Origin of the sequence: Cohnella cellulosilytica, assembly GCF_042431195.1 — a bacterium.
In the GTDB taxonomy this organism is placed as follows: Bacteria; Bacillota; Bacilli; order Paenibacillales; family Paenibacillaceae; genus Cohnella; species Cohnella cellulosilytica.
Map to the genome: position 1 here is coordinate 1 of NZ_JBHMDN010000032.1, position 17,885 is coordinate 17,885.

General features: G+C 49.2%; 14 protein-coding genes and 1 pseudogene. 11 read left to right on the top strand and 4 right to left on the bottom strand.

What is annotated here, in order from left to right; genetic code table 11:
* The 8 genes and pseudogenes from ACFFT4_RS22170 to ACFFT4_RS35380 all read left to right on the top strand — a co-directional run.
* Nucleotides 1–1,118, top strand: a 1,118-nt coding sequence (locus ACFFT4_RS22170; protein WP_378051016.1) for a fibronectin type III domain-containing protein, incomplete at its 5' end; no start/stop codon positions are given.
* Nucleotides 1,119–1,191: 73 nt separating this feature from the next.
* Entirely contained in the window at nucleotides 1,192–7,125 is a 5,934-nt protein-coding gene (locus ACFFT4_RS22175) for an RHS repeat-associated core domain-containing protein (protein WP_378051017.1), read from the top strand.
* A 105-nt stretch (nucleotides 7,126–7,230) separates the two neighbouring features.
* The gene (locus tag ACFFT4_RS22180; RefSeq protein WP_378051018.1) at nucleotides 7,231–7,554 is read left to right on the top strand and encodes a hypothetical protein; all 324 of its coding nucleotides are present in this window, start codon (nucleotides 7,231–7,233) and stop codon (nucleotides 7,552–7,554) included.
* A 674-nt stretch (nucleotides 7,555–8,228) separates the two neighbouring features.
* Nucleotides 8,229–8,483 (top strand): annotated as a pseudogene (locus ACFFT4_RS22185) (integrase core domain-containing protein); the annotation flags it as partial.
* A 1,018-nt stretch (nucleotides 8,484–9,501) separates the two neighbouring features.
* Nucleotides 9,502–9,822: a hypothetical protein gene (locus tag ACFFT4_RS22190; RefSeq protein ID WP_378051019.1), complete on the top strand. Its 321-nt coding sequence runs from the start codon at nucleotides 9,502–9,504 to the stop codon at nucleotides 9,820–9,822.
* Nucleotides 9,823–10,674: 852 nt separating this feature from the next.
* Nucleotides 10,675–11,298: a hypothetical protein gene (locus ACFFT4_RS22195; RefSeq protein ID WP_378051021.1), complete on the top strand. Its 624-nt coding sequence runs from the start codon at nucleotides 10,675–10,677 to the stop codon at nucleotides 11,296–11,298.
* Nucleotides 11,299–11,418: 120 nt separating this feature from the next.
* The gene (locus ACFFT4_RS22200) at nucleotides 11,419–11,706 is read left to right on the top strand and encodes a CPCC family cysteine-rich protein (protein ID WP_378051022.1); all 288 of its coding nucleotides are present in this window, start codon (nucleotides 11,419–11,421) and stop codon (nucleotides 11,704–11,706) included.
* 91 nt (nucleotides 11,707–11,797) lie between these two features.
* A complete protein-coding gene (locus ACFFT4_RS35380) occupies nucleotides 11,798–11,962 on the top strand; it encodes an Imm32 family immunity protein (RefSeq protein WP_446681805.1) in 165 nt (54 codons plus the stop codon).
* 228 nt (nucleotides 11,963–12,190) lie between these two features.
* Here the strand turns inward: ACFFT4_RS35380 and ACFFT4_RS22205 are convergent, their stop codons facing one another.
* The 4 genes from ACFFT4_RS22205 to ACFFT4_RS22220 form a co-directional block, all read right to left on the bottom strand.
* A complete protein-coding gene (locus ACFFT4_RS22205) occupies nucleotides 12,191–13,471 on the bottom strand; it encodes a hypothetical protein (protein ID WP_378051024.1) in 1,281 nt (426 codons plus the stop codon).
* On the bottom strand, nucleotides 13,461–14,630 hold the full coding sequence (locus ACFFT4_RS22210) for a glycosyltransferase family 4 protein (RefSeq protein WP_378051092.1): 1,170 nt from the start codon (nucleotides 14,628–14,630) through the stop codon (nucleotides 13,461–13,463). Before ACFFT4_RS22210 ends, ACFFT4_RS22205 begins: the two co-directional genes overlap by 11 nt.
* An 8-nt stretch (nucleotides 14,631–14,638) precedes the next feature.
* On the bottom strand, nucleotides 14,639–15,682 hold the full coding sequence (locus ACFFT4_RS22215; RefSeq protein ID WP_378051026.1) for a sugar phosphate nucleotidyltransferase: 1,044 nt from the start codon (nucleotides 15,680–15,682) through the stop codon (nucleotides 14,639–14,641).
* 355 nt (nucleotides 15,683–16,037) lie between these two features.
* Nucleotides 16,038–16,202 (bottom strand): DUF1328 domain-containing protein, encoded by a 165-nt coding sequence (locus ACFFT4_RS22220; RefSeq protein ID WP_378051027.1) that lies wholly within the window; start codon nucleotides 16,200–16,202, stop codon nucleotides 16,038–16,040.
* A gap of 195 nt (nucleotides 16,203–16,397) precedes the next feature.
* Here ACFFT4_RS22220 and ACFFT4_RS22225 point away from each other — a divergent pair, with 195 nt between their 5' ends.
* The 3 genes from ACFFT4_RS22225 (at nucleotide 16,398) to ACFFT4_RS22235 (ending at nucleotide 17,789) form a co-directional block, all read left to right on the top strand.
* Entirely contained in the window at nucleotides 16,398–16,880 is a 483-nt protein-coding gene (locus ACFFT4_RS22225) for a DUF948 domain-containing protein (RefSeq protein WP_378051029.1), read from the top strand.
* Nucleotides 16,880–17,353, top strand: coding sequence for a hypothetical protein (locus tag ACFFT4_RS22230; protein WP_378051030.1), 474 nt, complete (start codon nucleotides 16,880–16,882; stop codon nucleotides 17,351–17,353). The genes ACFFT4_RS22225 and ACFFT4_RS22230 overlap by 1 nt, the downstream gene beginning before the upstream one ends.
* A 112-nt stretch (nucleotides 17,354–17,465) precedes the next feature.
* Nucleotides 17,466–17,789 carry a YflT domain-containing protein gene (locus ACFFT4_RS22235; RefSeq protein WP_378051031.1) on the top strand — a complete coding sequence of 108 codons (324 nt, stop codon included), beginning with the start codon at nucleotides 17,466–17,468 and terminating at the stop codon, nucleotides 17,787–17,789.
* Nucleotides 17,790–17,885 lie beyond the last annotated feature (96 nt).

Consider the following 17,885-nt stretch of genomic DNA (forward strand, 5'->3'; position numbering starts at 1 on the left):
CGCAGGTCAGCGTCAGACTTTCTGCGAACGGGACGGGCAATGGCAGTGGTTTGCTGTATGCCGACAACATCGACCTGCGCGAGACAACGGACCCGAACCTGCTGGTAAATGCGGATTTCGAGCATACCCTGGACGCAAGCGCGACCGGCTGGCAGAGCTTTAATACGGGTACAGGCACAATTGAATCGGTGAACGCCCCTGTTGCCAGCGGAAGCAAGGCGATGAAGATCGAAGTGGCGAATCTGCCGATCTGGAAGAGCGGCTATATTCGTCAACAGATTAATGTAGAGGCAGGACAAACCTTTAAGCTGAGCGGACAATTGCATGCGGAAGAACTCAATGACGCGTATGGACAATTACTCGTGTGGTTCTACGACGAGGACTGGACGAATGTTGGATCGTTCACGGCAGAGTTGAATCAGGAAACAAATGGTTATGTGTATCTGGAAAAGCAGGGCGTCATTCCAGAGGGCACGGTGCTGGCGGAAGTCGGAGTGCATTTGACGGCCAATCATAGCGGCGGCTCGGGTACGTTGTATGCCGATGCGCTGAAGTTTGAGTATGGTATTGTGCAGTCTGAAGCGATTTCTGAGGAGCCTCCAGTACCGGAGGAACTGCAGGTTATACCTCTGGAAGGAAACGAAATTAAGCTTTCGTGGACGACTTCCGATCCTTTTCAGCAGGTTGTATCCTACCAGATACGTTCTAACCATTCTGTTGTGGGCTCCGTTTACGAGCCGCAATGGACGATGACTGCCGTGGAAGGGATCACCTACAGTTTTACGGTGGTTGCTGTTGATCAGAACGGACAACTATCAGATGAGAGTGAGAGCGTGTCATATACGCACGATACGATTGCACCAACTGCGTCAACGATCTTGATTGCTACTCGTCTTTCGGAAGCTGAAGCAGAATTGACGTGGACTGCTTCAGAAGATTCGAGCGGTATCAGGGAATACGAGGTATGGTTAAACGACGTGCTCTATCAAACTACTAACATGACAAGCTTTACATTTACAGGGTTGGAGGCAGGTTCGATCTATGATGTCAGAATACGAGCGAGGGATAACGCTGGTAATGAGTCGTGGGGTGAACTAGTAAGGATCCCAAATGTGTGAGCAATCGATGAGTTAAAAGTGTTATTGACAAAGCTATTAATTATACCCTTAAACTTAGGACGTGACTCTCTAAATGTGGAATAGATTAGGGTCTAGAATGGCCATGCTTATTCTCTCGCTTTTGATTACTGTCAACGGATTAACGACTTATGCTCCCGACCAAACGTCAGCCAATTCGGCTTCATCTTCTAGCGTTTCAATTCAAGATATTCTTAGCCGCTTTTCGACTACAGAAGCCTTTGTTCAACAACAGTTAAACAGTGGACTTGAATTGGAAGAAATCTATTTGATCTTTTTTCATGCCAAGATCAATCAAATGAATTACGAAGAAGCCTATGAGATGCTTTACCCTGAAGAGATTAACCTATCCTCCGAAGTTGAAAGCGAAACGATTAATGAAGTTACGGAGCTGGCTGAAAAACTTCAAGGATATACCGTTGTTGAAGAGGAAACTGAAGAAAATTCAGAGAATTCGAGTGAGCTCAATTCTCTGGAAGGAAGATCGAATGCTCAACGCATTCAGACACAGCAGGAGCCGATACTGGAACAGCCCCCTGTTTTCGACAGTACTAGAATTAGCCAAGCGCCCTATTCGGTTGGAACACAGGACGAACAGGTATCTACGCTTTCAGGAGCGCTTTCTATTCAACAAGCGGATTTTACTTTGCCGGGAAGAAATGGGCTGTCCTTTGCTTTGACACGTCAATACAGTACTTCAGACGCGCAATTGTATGATATGGGCTACTCTACCAGTTCGTATCAATATCAAGTTCCCATTTATAGCGTGACCTATAATCGTTATCGGATTCCGTATACATTAAAATATCAAATCGTTTATCGCGAAGTGCTTGAAGCTATTCAGGAGGATCGCAACAATGATGGCAATCCCGATTCTTCTTTGTACTATCCTACACTGAAGTACACCGATAATGTATATGGAACCTATAATACGAAAGCAGAAGCGCAAAGTGCACTGAGTCAAGGGATCAAATATGGCGGAGGACGTGAAACCCGTACAGCAACGGATACCAGAACGAGCCCAAGTGAAAGTTCGTTGCCTTCTTCCATTTCTTACAACCAGAACGGATATACGGGAACGCTATATAAATCGGGCTCTGTATCTGTGAGTGGTTCATATACGCCAGCAGCATCTAAAACGGAATCAACGACATGTATTAATGAAATTCCGGGAAAATACAATTCCAGTGGTAACTGGGTGGCGACTGGTTCCGAGACGAATCCTTGCCAAAGCTCTAAGCCTTACAATAGCGGAGGATATTCAGGAACGCTGAATAGAACGAGCACAACTACGTTGAAGGCATGCGCTTCTCCAGGCACAGCGAATTGGGTTTGCACGAAGAAATTTCAGGCCAACTATTCGGGAACGGTGACAAAGCCGGTATCGGATACCAGAAGCTATACGCAAAACTATTCTGGAACCGTTGGAAGAGATGTACCCGCAAGCAACAAAAGGTATGGATCTTGGACTTTTGACGGAAGCATCAGTTGGCGATATGTTTATGCGATTTCCTCTTCCCCAGCGCCGCAAATTAAAGATATCGAGATTCTGGGGCAAGGACAAACCTATAGAGCGCGGAGTGGACAGACAGATTCGTTAACGGCTGCTAACGATTTAAAAGCATCTATTAACAATCAGGCAGGGGCTCTAATCGCTCAATCAGACAGTGCATACGAGTTTATTGCTTCGCCGGCAGGAGCAACGGTAGAGACTGAATACATGACAGCAACAGGATACACGTATCACAATTCCGGAAAGACTCCTCTAAAACAACTCATGTACCCAATTGGCAAAGGATGGAAGTGGAATCTGCCCTATATGGAACTGAATGAAGGGAAACGTTACATTTCTCTTCCAAGCGGGGGGTACTATGAAGTTACCGGTTCAGGATCTTCAATGCAACTGAAAGGGTATGAGTGGAACAACCTTTCGATCGCGACCAATGCGAGCGTAGTGGTTAACGCCGAGACCTCAGCCTATGTCCTGTCATTTAAAGATGGCAGCAGGAATTACTATTTCACCAATGATGGTCGTCTGATTCAAATTTCAGATGCGTACAATAATAAGATTTTACTTGCGTACCAACAAAATGCCGCATACAACCGCAAACTGCTAAGTCAGATAGAGGACGCAATCGGTAATAAAATCAATATCACTTATACCAAAACAGAAGTGGTGCTAACCCAAGGAAACCAGACGGTGACCTATCACAAGAATACGGAAAATGGAACGGAATTGTTAAGCTCCGTTACGGATGCGGAGAACCGAGTAACGACTTATTCCTACAGAATTGCGCAGGCAGCCTCAAATCTATTTGAATACGATTCTGCCCGGGCTATGTCCAATCCGTATGCGCTTCTGACGAAAACGCAGCATCCGACCGGAGCAATAACGGAATACAGCTATGAGGGAAGTCCTGTAAAGAGATTCATTGGCAGCAGTTCTAGCAATCAAGCTTATCGATTGTCTGCTCGCAAAGATCAAATTGTTTACAGTAATGGTACATTGGAGGATTATAATTACCAGAGTTTTGATTATCACAATCAGGACGTGGGGAGTTCGTATGGCCAAGATTTGAACTTTACGACGAGTATTACTGACGGGTTGACGCTTAAAAATTATGCATACAAAAAGGATTACATCGATTCAAATACTCCGACGCAATATTATCTGATGCAGGAAACCGAGAATGCGGAAAATAAAGAGTTTAAGACAGAATACACGTATGCGAAGCAAGTCGCGGGGAGAAACTTTGCTGCATCGGTGCCTACTACGATCAAGAAGAGCAATAATATCAACTCGGATGTACTCACTGAGAACTCCAGTTACGATGATTTTGGAAATGTTTTGACTTTCACAAATGCCAATGGAGTAACGACGACTTACACCTATGATTCAGTGAAACAGTTGCTAGCAACAGAACTACAGCCGGTTAGTGCCAGTGCTGCGCTGCATACGACGTATAGTAGAAATGCGCAAGGATCAATTACTCAGATCACCGTTCGAAAAAACAATGCTGCGGGTGAAATTTTACAACAAGTGGATTATGGAAATTATGATTCATTTGGAAATGCGAGGACGATCTCTTATGCGAACGGCAGCCAATCATCGGTCGTCACAAGGAGTTTCAGTTCCGCTTATCAATCTGCGTTCCTCACCAGTCAATCTATTGCGGTAAAAGATGTTGATCAGACGCCAGCAACGATTATCGTTCAACAAGAATACAATTTAGGAACTGGCCAAGTCATTGCTGATGTCGACGGTCTTGGAAACAGAACCGAATACACCTATGACAAACTTGGACGAATTACCCGGATTAAGTATGCCGATCAAAAGCAAGTAAATGTATCTTATGATGACTTGCTCAATACATCGACTGTGACTGATGAAGACGGGCGGACATCTAAAACGACATGGAACATGTTGGGACAAAAGATTGAGGAAGGAACCCTTGCTTCACAGACCTATATCAAGCGTGCGAAATACAGCTATGATCCGCATAATCGCTTAATTTGGATCGAAGACGCAATGGGAAATCGTACGCAAACACAGTTCGATAACTGGAGCCGCCCAGTCTCGGTTACGTTTGCGAACGGAGTGATAAATCAAACGCAGTATGACGATGTGAATCGTAAAGTTGTCGAAATCGATGGAGAAAATAATGAAACGATTACAATCCATGATAAATTCGGCAGGGTAATTAAAGTTGAGGATAAGCAGTCGAACGGCAGCATAGTGACACGAGGATCGACGGTATACGATCCGATTAACGGTAATGTGGTTGAACAAGCGGATGCCAAAGGTCAAAAGACAACATACAATTACAATGTGCTGGGAATGCTGCAGACTGTCACCAACGCGAAAGGCGAATCAACAAGCTATACCTATGATCGATTGGGCAATCTGGTCCAACTGACGAATCCGGATCAAACGACAAAATTGAAACAATATGACCAGCTTGGCAGAACGATCCTGACTCAAGACGAGAGCGGACAAATCGAAAAGTTGTATTACGATGCAAATGGCAATCTGGTTCAACGAGCTGATCGTAACTTAAATACGACCACATACGCATACAATAATCGGAATCGTGTAGCTTCCATTGTCAATACGGAAGAGACGATTAGCTTTACTTATGACGGTTCAGGTCATCGGACGAGTATGATCGATAATACCGGTATGACACATTACGAATACACGAGTGATACGGGAACTCTTAAAAAGGTAACATATCCGGATGGATTGAACCTTCAGCTTCAATACGATCTGAACGGAAACCGGACGCAAATGACGGACCCGTTTGGCAATTCAACCTATTATACGTTCAACACGGTTAACCAACTGCAAGCGATCGGTGATACTCAAGGGACTTCCAATGCTATATATTCCTATCTAGGAAACGGATTGATAAAAGATAAATCCGCCGAGAACGGAATCAAGAGCAACTTCTCGTATTCCGGATTTGACTTAACCGGGCTAAACCATGCACAGGGAAGCTTGGTTTTGAAGGATTATGCTTATTCGTACGATACGAATCGAAATATTACCGCTATTGCAGCAGACGGTGCTACTTCGTCGTATACGTACGATTCTCTAAACCGTATTCTTTCGGAATCGGATTCTTCAACCTCGTATAGCTACGACCCACGAGGCAATCGTTTGACCATGGAATCGGATGCTTCACCTGGTCTTCGTGATCACAACTATCAATACAACAAACGTAATATGCTAACTAAAGTGATGTCCGACGAGTTGGATGTTCAGTACCGATATAATGGGGACGGACTGCTTGTTGAACGAATCGAAGGAAATACAACTTCAAGATATTATTATGATGGCGATCAGATGATTGCAGAAGCGAATGTTGTGGAAGGTACTCCGGAGCTTAAGGCAAGCTACATTCGCGGCAACCAACTAGAAGCCATTAAATACGCTGACGGTCAAAAAGCGTATGTCACGTATAATGGGCATGGAGATGTCGTTGAGCTAAGGGATGCACAAGGAGAGCTTTTGAATCGCTATGAATACGATACCTGGGGCAATATTCTATCCAAGGAAGAAGAGGTTTACAACCCATTCCGCTATTCGGGAGAATATTGGGATGACAGTACCGGTTTGCAGTATTTAAGGGCTAGGTGGTATGATCCGACTATAGGGCGATTTATTAATGAGGATAGCTACCAGGGAGAGCTTAATAATCCTCTAACGCTGAATCTGTATATCTATGTGGCGAATAATCCGTTGATCTACAGAGATCCCTCTGGTCATGAAATGGCCGGGGATGGAAAGTATGGTTCATTTGTTTATGATCAACTCAAATACTTAGGTGATGTCTGGCGTGCATCAGCCGGTGATTCAATTTTGCAAGCACAAATTCACGATACGGCAGACTATTTGAGGTTTTTAGCAGGTTCAGGAACTCCTTATGCAATTATTAGCTTGGATACATTTTTGCCTGTAGATACTGGAACAGATCCTTGGGGAGATACGTATCTAGGAAATGGGGACGATCGACAGTTCGGCGTAAATGATCTAAATGTAAAAACGTTGCAGTATGCCGCTGTAAATCTCCGATACAATTCATTTGTGGGATTTAATTATGTGACAGTGACAGAAAGAATTAATAGCAAAGGTGAAGTTATTGCGTCTAAACGTGATAGTAATGCGGGAATGTCTATGGCTTCTAACCTAGACAGAGACGGAAAGAGTAATTTTACAATATTCACTGCAACCACTTCTGCTAGAAATGAGTTGTCTTTAGGTTCACCATCACTGGATTACTCGGTTCTAATTACAATAAGTAATATGAACCAAATAAAAGTATCAGGAACAGTGGACAAATTTCCATCTTATGAGGGTTATATTAGTATTAATGGCGGTAACTTTAACTCCTTATATCAGTTTAGCGCAATACCGGCACCAGGAAATCCCTTTTATAATCTTGCTTTTAGTCGAGGATCGTTCAGCAGTAGATTCAGCTACCGTTAACCTCACGAGATAATTGATGCAGCAAGGAAGGCTAGGCGAGCTTAGAAAACCTAGCCTTCTCAAAATCATATTAAAAGTAAGAACGTGGTGAGGATGAGTATGAGTATGAGTAAAAGAGTTGGTTCAATATTAGGGGTAGTGTTTTCTGTGGTTTGTTTTGCAATGGCAACATATGGAAGTCGTTTTTTTGAAAACGGAGTTTCTCCATTCATTCTTTACCTGTTTTTATTTCCAGCTATTTTAGCCCTCATAGGATCACTTTTGAATAAACCGATAATAAATATAATATCATTGATTTGGATATTTCCTGCTTGTCTCTACTTTACCTTCGGGCCCTTACTAATAATTTTGCATGTAGTAGCGATTGTCTTTATGTTTATAGACAAAAAATCAAATGTTCGCAATAAGTCCCATATTCCACATAAATAATGAAATTAGTCGTCGTACTCTTCACGGCGCGCCGTTCTCACGCAAGCCAGGTCCGCCACTTCCACCATCGCCGCCGCTCTCCTGTCTCCTCCCTCGAGATTGCACGGATTACGAAGAAATCGTGCCGGGCATGGATACGAAGCTGAGCTGGACGTGCAATTGCCGGATGACCACCGACGCAATCCAGGCGACCGGAAGAGTAGCTATTGATTGGCCGGTGAGGCGCATGTCTATGGTTACCTGATGCTCACCGCTTGCCTTCGCAACCAACGTGCCCTGGTCATCAACAAGAGAAGACGTATCGCTTATGCAAGAAGTTGGGGATCCTTCATCCACAGCGTCGCAAAAAAGTACACTATCCGCGCCGTTTGGCTCGTAACGCGGTGGTGACGGCTTCTAATCAACAATGGTAGCTAGATGTGAAATACGGATACGTCGCAGGGTACGACCAGTTCTTTTACATCGCTGACATGATCGACGTGTACGACCGAACCCTTGTCGGCTACCACATGGGTGCATGCTGCGAAGCCAAGGATGTCTGTCGGATGGTGGAGGCGACGCTCACGTCACGTCTGTCGCCCGAAGAGCCGCCACCGGTGGATCCGCACTGACAACGGCCACAATTCGTTAGCAAGGCATTTGGGGAGCTTTGTGCGCGCAAGGGGAATACGCACGAGCGTATTCCGCCTAAAACGCCCAACATGAACGCCTATATTGAATCCTTCCATGCCACGCTGGAACGTGATTTACTCCGCAAAGAGGACTTCGATACGTTTCAGGAGGCCTATGAAGCTGTAGCGAACTACATCGGTTTTTACAACAATCGACGGATGCGCAGGAGTCTCGGCAAACGCTCTCCGGCCACGTTTATCGCCTGGGCGAAGACGAGAACGCCGGAGGAGTTGGAGCCGTACACCAGAGCTGTGTGAAGGAGCAAATGCCTGAAAACCAGCGAAAAATGAAGGCAAAGGGACAGAAGACTTTTTCAAATTGATTGGGATGCGCATTATCGTTCACCGCTTGTTTGAACTGAAAGAACTGCTCCCGCATTGGCCGCTGTCGGAGTTTGCCAAGCAACTCAACTACGACGGCTACAAGACAGCGCAAGGCAACCGTGTACTGTTAAGCAACTGGCGATTCGTCAGCTCGTCGTCGCCAAAAAAACGAAGCAACCGCGTAACGTCTACTTGCTGAACTATTACGAGCAAAAGATGAAGATGGTAAGTCAAAGCGTCAAGCAGTCGTATGCTTGATGCGGAAGATGGTGAATGTCGTATTCTATCTTTTGAAATATAGAGCAACGTATCCAATGCCAGCTATAACGGAACAAGGCAGAATGATATACTAAATTTTAACAGAGAAGGGTGCGTGGAATAATTCTTTACGATATATTGATCCGACTGGACATTGGTCGACCGACATCACAGCAAACTTCACAATTAACGAGATAAAATGGGCGTATGAGAAGGGCAAGAAATCAGGTGGGGACTATCAGAAGTGGGCGGATGCAGCTAACGATTTAAGGGCTAAAATGAGAAAAGCAGGGATAGCGGAATCGGATATTATGCAATCAACCGATACAGCTATTCCGGAAGAAATAATTACGAAAATGTCCTGGGCAAGTACATTTAGTTGGATTTAGAATGATCCTACCGGTTTTGGATTCTTAGTTTGGTCTGCTGACAAAATGTCTTATTTGTCAGGGGGCGGAGCTGCTGCATTGTCAATCAAAACTGAAAAGGATTTGTTCGATCTGAGGGAGAAGCAGGAATTAAGAAACTGACTGGCCAAGGCGTCAAAAAAGGCGGAACGTGGTATCAATATGAATTAAAAAACATATCAAAAGAATTTGGCGATTATCGTATTTATGGTAATTGGGACGATAAACTTAAGCAAGTTGTTTTCACCTTTTTTGGCAGGCATTAAACTCGTGAGAGAAGGGTTGATATGGATGTAGAAGGTCTAAAGGAGTTTGTCAGAAAGTACAACTTGGAAGAAAGAAGCGTCGTTGGATTCTGGAATTACTTCAACAACTTCAAAAAAGAACATAAAGACGAGTTTTATGATACGTTCCCAGACTTTAATAGTGATGAAATGGAATTATCTATCGGTACTGTCGCCTTGAGGATTACAAATTGGCCCGAGGATGGCTACAACCATGTCGTAGTCACTGTAGAACTACATTACAAAAAGCAATATGCGGGACGTTATTCAATTGAATTTTCACTCACTGGCGAAGTAGAAGATGATCACTTATCACTCTTCTAGGTCACTATAACACCTCATTTTTGATCCACATGCGGGCGCGATAACCTCATGTGGTTTCTTTTTCCAGAGGTTTTATCAGGTTGGGTAAGGGCTCGGTTTGCTGGCCAGTAAAGTCTAACTCCCAGTCTTGCGGCAGCATAAATACAACCCTAACCCGCTCGCCCACAAGTTGATTCCTCCGCAGGAGTAGCTGGCAGTCTTCCAATTTCGTTGGACAGATTCCTGTCTCCAACATCTGGAAAGGCTGTGAGCTGGAGTGCTGCGATAAAAGTTCAGTCGAAAAATCGCCTCGTATGAAATAAAATGAAAGCAAGCGAGGGGACGAGAGTATGAAGCGGTACGACAAAGCATTCAAAGAAAAAGCGGTCCGATTGAGCAATGAGATTGGGCCAAAGAAAGCCGCCGAACAGTTAGGCGTAGCCTATATGCTGCAGGATTGACGAAGACGAAGAACGCTGCACGGCGACGGCGCGCCTATCGGGAGCGGACATGCCTACGCCTCTGCTGATAAGACTGCACTCGAAATCGAATTAGAAAAAGAAATCAGTGAATTGCGGGATCGACGGACCGTCAAGGCGATGTGCGAAGGGCTTGCTGTCAGTGAATCAGGCTACTACCGCAGCTTGAAGCCCACACCCAAACAAGAGCGGCAGCAGCTTCTTCTAGTGAAGAAGCATGGCTTACTGAAGAAAGCCAAACGTTATCCAAATGGCATGACATGCGAGGGTGCCGCAGCTCAAAAGAGTGAGAATCTGATTCAGAGAGACTTTCGTGTCTCGGCCTCCAGCCCAAAGTGGCTAGCGGACATCCCCGAGTCCCTTGTTCCGACCATTAAAATGGGCAGGTGAGCATGTGGCTGAGTATCTGACGTATTTGAAGATTGAAGAGAACGAAGAAATTCGCAGCTGTAGGATGTATGTTCAATTTCTAAGCAACGGCCAATGCAAGATTCGCCTGGACGGGCATAACTTTTCTGAGGAAGCCGTTGAAAGCAGCTATTCTCGTTCCCTTGAAGCACTCTTAAGAGAACTACCATCAGGGTCAACATTACACTTAAACAATAAAATTGTTATAAACAAGAACGGTTTTTGTCATGTTATGGAAATTTCTGAAAAAGTAAAGCTGAGTTTTGTACCGTATGAGAATGACGACCTAATAGAATTCATTCTTGGATGTACATTTGAAAATCAAGAGTTGATTGCTGCATGCTTTGATGACTTTGGCATAGCTTTTTCTAACTTGGTGAAGCAAATTGGGTTGCCTGTTGAAACTTGTGCATATTGCCACAACGGCGACTTCAAATCAGATGGTGGGGAAGATTTAAGACATGGATGGTATTGCTTTCGAGATGTAGAGAATGCAAATATGCAACTTCCTTGGGTTGAACGTTTAGAAATGTTTAGCAAAGCAACCCCTAATTTAAGTGCATTTTTTTGGTGTCCAGGTTTTCAATACCAAAATAAAGAGCTTGCTTGACGTATAATACCAAGGTTGTGTATTTTTTACTAGGCATACATTGACTTTAATCGCAGATATCACTCTAACAAATACTGGCTTGATCAGGTTTTAAAATATGCGCCGAAATAAGGAGTGATCATGTTGACTTCGAAGAGGCTGCAGTGTCCTTGTTGTGGGTATTTCACTGTTGATAGTGATGATGAGGTAATTGTGGATATCTGTGAAGTATGTTTTTGGCAATATGACGCTACAGCTCATGGGCAACCTGAAAGAAATACCGGTGCAAATCATATTTCATTAAAGCGAGCAAGGGAAAATTATAGGCAGTATGGTGTTTGCAAACCCGAATTCAAGCACATGATTAGAGAACCTCGGGAAGAGGAGTTTCCTGAAAAATCGACATCATTAAATAAGGAGACAAAATGAACCCAATAACCATTAATTTAGATGAAGATGCGCAGTTTCTGCTTAAAGATAATGTGGGGAGAGAGTTGAGATCCTATCAGGAAACCGTGTTATGCTCTCATTAAGCAAAAATGCATTGCTGGGATTGGGACACCAATTAATAAAGTTAGCCAGTCTTAATTATAACGAGGGTTATCATATACATGTTGATCCTTGCGAGTCGAATTTTCATCCTCAGGTTTTAGGTTTTTTTCGCATCCGGATAGTGCAGAATTAATTGTTAGTTGCAGCGATTTTGAGCCAATTAACAATTACACCGAGGGAGAGTGAACTCTTAGATTATACTTGCCAATACACCGCAGGTTAATTTAAAATGTCGGCGGAATCGAGTTGCGTATTCATTGACGGCTTGGCTGTGGTTGTTCGGGCGCGCTCTGGAACCGAACTAAATAGACCCGCTCGGAGAGCTTAAGCTCTCCGAGCGGGTCTATTGTAGCTACACTTCCTATTTCCGAAAGCAAAGAGCCTCCGTCATTAAATAGGAGAGGGTGGCCTCGGCGCCGCAGTTGATGTTCGGACCGTACGGGGTGAGGCCGTCGCAGCAGCTGCCGTCCGCGGGGTCGGCGACGGGGGCGCGCAGGTCGTTGGCGCCGTGGAACCATTCCCGGCACTGGTCTCGCAGCCCCATATAGCTGCATGGCTGGCCCTCGTCCAGAGCGAAGCTCTCGCCCAGAGCGGAGCGGCCGAGTACGCCGGTGCGAACGCCGCCGCCGCTGCGGTCTGTCGGCGATTCGCGGCCGCGCGTGTCGCCGCGTCCCGCCGGCACATCTCCCGAGCCGCCGCGCGCGCTGCCGACGAGCCGCGATTCCTGCTCGAACAGCTGCGACGCTACCGCCGCTTCGTCCAACGCGAGCGCCAGCTTGAACATCTCCAGCGGCTGCTGATCCCAGCGGCTGACCGTGTCCGAATCGTGGGTGCACCAGCCCTCGTTGCCGATCGGCCGCAGCCAGCCTTCCTCGGCGGTCATCGCCTCGACGAGGAACTGGAGGCTTTCCGTGCCGATCCGGTACGTCTCCGGACGTCGCGTGAACCGGTAGGTGCGAAGCATCGCCCACGGCAGCACGCCGTTGCTGTACGTCATCGCCGGCTCGAACCAGCGCCAGGAGGCGATGGAGAAGTCCCGGTACGCCCGGCACAGCACCGACTCCAGCCGCGTCAGATGGTGCTGGAGCTCGCTCTTGACGTCAAGCGGCAGGTGGATCGCGCCTTCCTGCGCCGCCTGCAGCACATGGGCGCACGACGCCATCGCGAACGCCTGCCCGCGCAACGAATCGATTCTGCTGAACGTGGGCAGGGTGCGTTCGAAAATCGTCCGCGCCGTCTCCCGGCGGGGGCCGGACAGCCGAATCCACGCATCGGCGCAAGCCCAGATCGAACGTCCCTGGCAATCGTGGGAAATTTCCTCCGGCTCGAGCGTCCGGTCGTAAGCGAAATTGTTCAGAAACCAGCCGTTCTCTTCTTGCGCCCACAGCATGAACGCCAGATATACTTCGGCCAGTCTTTCCAATTCCCGCGTCTCTTCCTGTCCGAGCACGGGCTCTCCGAAAGCGAGCCATTCCGTGGCCGTCCACAGCGCTCTCGCGTTGTCGTCGGTCGTATAGCCTTCCCGTCTGCGGGGAATGCGGCCAAGCGCGTGCTCCAGCAATCCCGTATCGTCCGTCAGGCGGCGCAGGTGGGCGAGGGAAGGAAGCGCCGCCGTACGGGCCGTGCCGCGGTTAGACGACATCGGCAATTTTGTTCCCCTGCTGCGTGATGACGCGCTGGAATAGCCGCAGATGCTGCGCCCCTACATGCGGCCAGTGCATGCTTCGCCCGATTTCCGAGATGAGGCGTTCCCAGTCCGCCAGCATGCCCGGATAAGTAAACACTTCGATCAGCTTGGCGCTCCAAGCGTCCACGTCCCCGTAAGGCAGCAGCATCTCCTCGCGGCCCTGCACCAAATCCCGGGCGTAGACGTAAGGCGTCGACAGAATCGGTCTGCCCAGTCCGGCTGCATAAGCCAGCGTGCCGCTCGTAATCTGGCTCATGCCGGGATAAGGCGTCACGTACAGGTCGCAGGCGGAGATCAGCGAGACGAGCTCATCCTCCGGCAAATACCGGTCGACCCACTGGACGTGATGCTCCAGCCCCAGCTGCCGGATCAGCGCCTTCAATTCGTCGCGATAGGCTTCCCCCTCGTGCTTGCGGACTTCGGGGTGCGTCTGCCCGGCGATGACGTAGAGCAGCTCCGGGACGGCTTGAACGGCAGTCGCCATCGCCTGGAGAATCAGTTCGATGCCTTTGCTGCGGCCGAGCAGGCCGAAGGTGAACAGCACCTTGCGATGCTCCCAGCCGGCCGCCTTGCGGATTTTCGGCCGGTCGGCCTTGTTCGGAACCGGGGTTCCGTGCGGGATAAAGGTCATTTTGTCGGATGAAATGCCGAAGCTGTCTTTCAAATAAACGAGGCCTTTCCGATTCATGACGAGCAGATGGTCGCTGCAGTGCGCGATCTCCCGCTGCACGGGGGCATAAGGCTCGACAGGCTGCTCGAACAAGGTGTGGAAGGTCGTCACGACGGGTTTCTTGAGTCGATGCAGAAATTCCAGCAGATAGGAGCCCGCTTCCCCTCCGAAAATGCCGAATTCGTGCTGCACGGAAACGACGTCTATGGAGCTCTGGTTGATCAGCTCGGCGGTCCGGCGGTAAGCGTCCCGCTCCTGCTTGACGAGCGGGAGCATCCACGTTTCCCGGTAATCGTCCTGTTCGTCCGGATTGCACATCGTAATGACCGGCTCCGGGGAGCGGGAGCCCTTGGCATGGGAGATGGCTTCCCGGAGATGGTGGGTGTAAGTGGCCAAGCCGCATTTTTTAGGGACATAAGTGCTGACATAGGCGATCTGGGGCAGACGTGGATTCATCGGCGTTGCACCTCCATATTGCGATTGCATACCGCTTCGTGCAAAATGTGCGGACCGGCCTGCGTGGCCGTACCGAAAATACATTCGTTAAGCTGTGCGCCGGCGCGGATTTTGCACCGGTCCCACAGGATGGAATGGGCCAGTCGGACCTGCTTGCCGATCCGGCTTCCCTTGCCTACGACCGCGTAAGGTCCGATAATCGCCCGGTCGCCGATCGTCACGTCGTCCCCGATCATAACGGGGGGAACAAACAGGACGCCTTGGCCGACGCGAACGTTGTCTCCGAGCCAGATGCTCTTCTCCTCCATTTCTTTGGCATCGATGCGCAGCGGGAATCGGCGGTCGAGCAGGTCCCAGTGAAGCTGGCGATACCGCTCCGTAGTGCCCATGTCGATCCAATACCCGCCGATCGGATGGCCGTATACTCCGCTCCCGTTGTCGATCAGTTGGGGGAACGTTTCTTTCTCTATCGATGCGGCTCGGCCGGAAGGCACGAAGTCGAGCGCTCGCCGCTCCATAATGTATATGCCGGCATTGACGCGATTTGACGGTGCTTCTTCTTTTTTCGGTTTTTCGATAAACCGGACGATCCGTCCGCCGTCCGCTTGCTCGACGACGCCGTAGTGGGAAGGATCCTCCACCTCGGTCAGACAGATCGTAACCGCTCCCCCATGCGCCTCGTGGTATCGCAAAGCCGCGTCCAAATTAACTTGATGGATAATATCCGCGTTGACGACGATAAAACGATCGCTGAGCAGGTGCTCGGCGTTTTTGATCGCTCCGGCCGTCCCCAGCAGCTCTTTTTCCACCGAATAATCAATGCTTACGCCAAACTTGGAGCCGTCGCCCAAGTAGCTCTCGATGAGTTCCCGATAATGCTTGACGGCGATCACGAATTCCTGTACGCCCTGTTCCTTGTAGTGAAGAAGAAGGTGCTCGAGCCATGGCCGGTTGCCTACAAGGGCCATAGGCTTCGGAAGATGTTCGGTGAGCGGGCGAAGTCGGGTTCCTAAACCTCCGGCGAGAAGTAAAGCTTTCACGATAGGATCAACCTCCAATGATTTGATGAGTTCCCCTCGCAGGGTCAACTGACAACCTATTAACACAATCGCCGCGGCCTCAATCACCCCCCGCGGAAAATAGAAAGACGCCCCCATTCGCCATCGAGCGCAGGGAAGCGTCTATATCCGTTGGTAAGATCGTTATCGGGATTAGAAAAGTACGGTGTCGCGTCAAGAGAAAGATTTGCCCCGTCGGCAAGGCACAGAGAAGAACGGAGATGAGGCTGTGCTAAAGCCTACTTTACCTGAAAAAGGCATTAGCTGCAACTATTATCCAGATGCCTTGTCCGACCGGAGCAGACTCATAGATCGGTCGCCGCTGCCCGGAAACGGTTTAAACCCTTCCGCGTCGGCCGGTAAACAAGGAAATAATGAACAGGATCAGAAACACGAAAAACAGGATTTTGGCGATTCCCGCCGCCGCGCTGACGATTCCTCCGAATCCGAAAATCGCGGCCACGATCGCGACCATTAAAAAAACTGCAGCCCAATATAACATGTTGTATTCCTCCTTAAATTGTGCGCGTTGCGTACTGCGGACGATTGTATGCGCCGCCGCTCTGCGCTCGGGGTTAATGCTTGGTTACCCTGTCGGAGCGGGAATGAATCCGGCGGAGCGGATGTTTCGCAGGATGTTTCGGATGAACCCGGACGGGTTAACGAACAGTAGCAACTGCCGGAGGAGGAATGAAAAATGGACAGCAACGAACTATTGGCTTGGAGCGTCGCGGTGGCGGCGTTGGCATTCATTGTCATGTGCGGCTTTATCATTGCGCTGCTCAGAACGGCCCGGGAATCTCTCATGACCGCCCAGGTGGCGTTAAAGGAAGTAACCGCAACCGTAGAGGGGCTCCGGGGCGAAGTCGGCAAGCTGGCGGTCAGCGTCAACGACGTGGCCGCCGACGTCAAGCATAAGCTGCGGTCGACCGATCCTCTGTTCCATGCGGTCCACGACGTCGGAGACATGCTCAGCGAGTTGACCGGAACGGCCCGCGAAGCGGCGCACAGCTTGACGAAGACGGTTCGCAGGCAGGCCGCGGCTTCCGAGGAAAGCGCGGGACCGGTTCCGAAATGGCTCAGATGGGCGGCGATCGGCTCGCGCGTCGTGTCAGGGATACTGAAAGGCAAGGAGCTGGGCGTCAAATCGCCTTATCCGCAGGCTAAGGAGGGGCTTTAATGAGGCTCTCATGGCTGCTGCTGATCGCTTCTTTGCTGAACGGAGGATCGACGCCGCCTTCTTCGGCTCCTGTGGCGGCCGTTCCGCTGCCCGTCGTTCCCCATTGGGAGCTGGACGGGGTGGCGCTGGGAGATGCCGGGATGGAAGTTTCCGCCGCCTGGGGCAGTCCCGGCACGATCGAGGAAGACGAATGGTATCCGGGCTGCGTCATCTGGAGCTATGCCGACGGCAGGAATGTCGGTCTGTGCGAGGACGCGGTATCCTTCGTCCAAGTGACCGCCGGCGCAGGCCAGGCGAGCTTGAACGGGCGGGAGTTCCCCCTGGAAGACGCCGCTCTGCGCCAAGTGCTGGGAAAACCGGAGTTCGAGGCAGAGGACGGCTGGGGAGTCGTTAACGGCTTCGAGGCGCTTAAGGTGTTCGTCGACGACCGCGGAAAGCTCGTGTCCCTGGACCTGTTCGGGGCGGAAGGCTGAAATCGGCCGGACGCCCGGCAATTCGACAAAGGTTAACAAACTCTATGTTTCAAATAGATAGAGACGGGTTTAATCAACAGTAGACCGAAGAGAAAAAAAGGAGGAGTGCAAATTGAAAGCCTATGCTAAACTTGTAAACAACGGGTTGGAAGCGTTCGAGGTCGTGAACGATCTGCATCGTCAAGGATACAGGGAAGAGGAGATCTACGTGCTCGCCCACGAAAGCGACCGAACGAATCGTCTGGCCGACGCGGCCTCCGCGAATACGATCGGTGTCGCGGAGGAAGGAATGTTCGACACGATGGCGAATTTATTCCGTAACCGGGGCGATGCGCTGCGGAGCAAGATCGAATCGATGGGCTTCGAGCCGTCCGAAGCGGGCATGTACGAATCCGAATTGGATAAAGGCAAAGTGTTGGTAATGGCTCGCCAGTAACCCTAAGGGCAGGCGGGAATAAGGAATGAGGGCGGAAAATCCGCCGCTCATTCCTTATTCCCGTTTGCCGTTCGCGTGTTCGGCGGCTTACGTAGA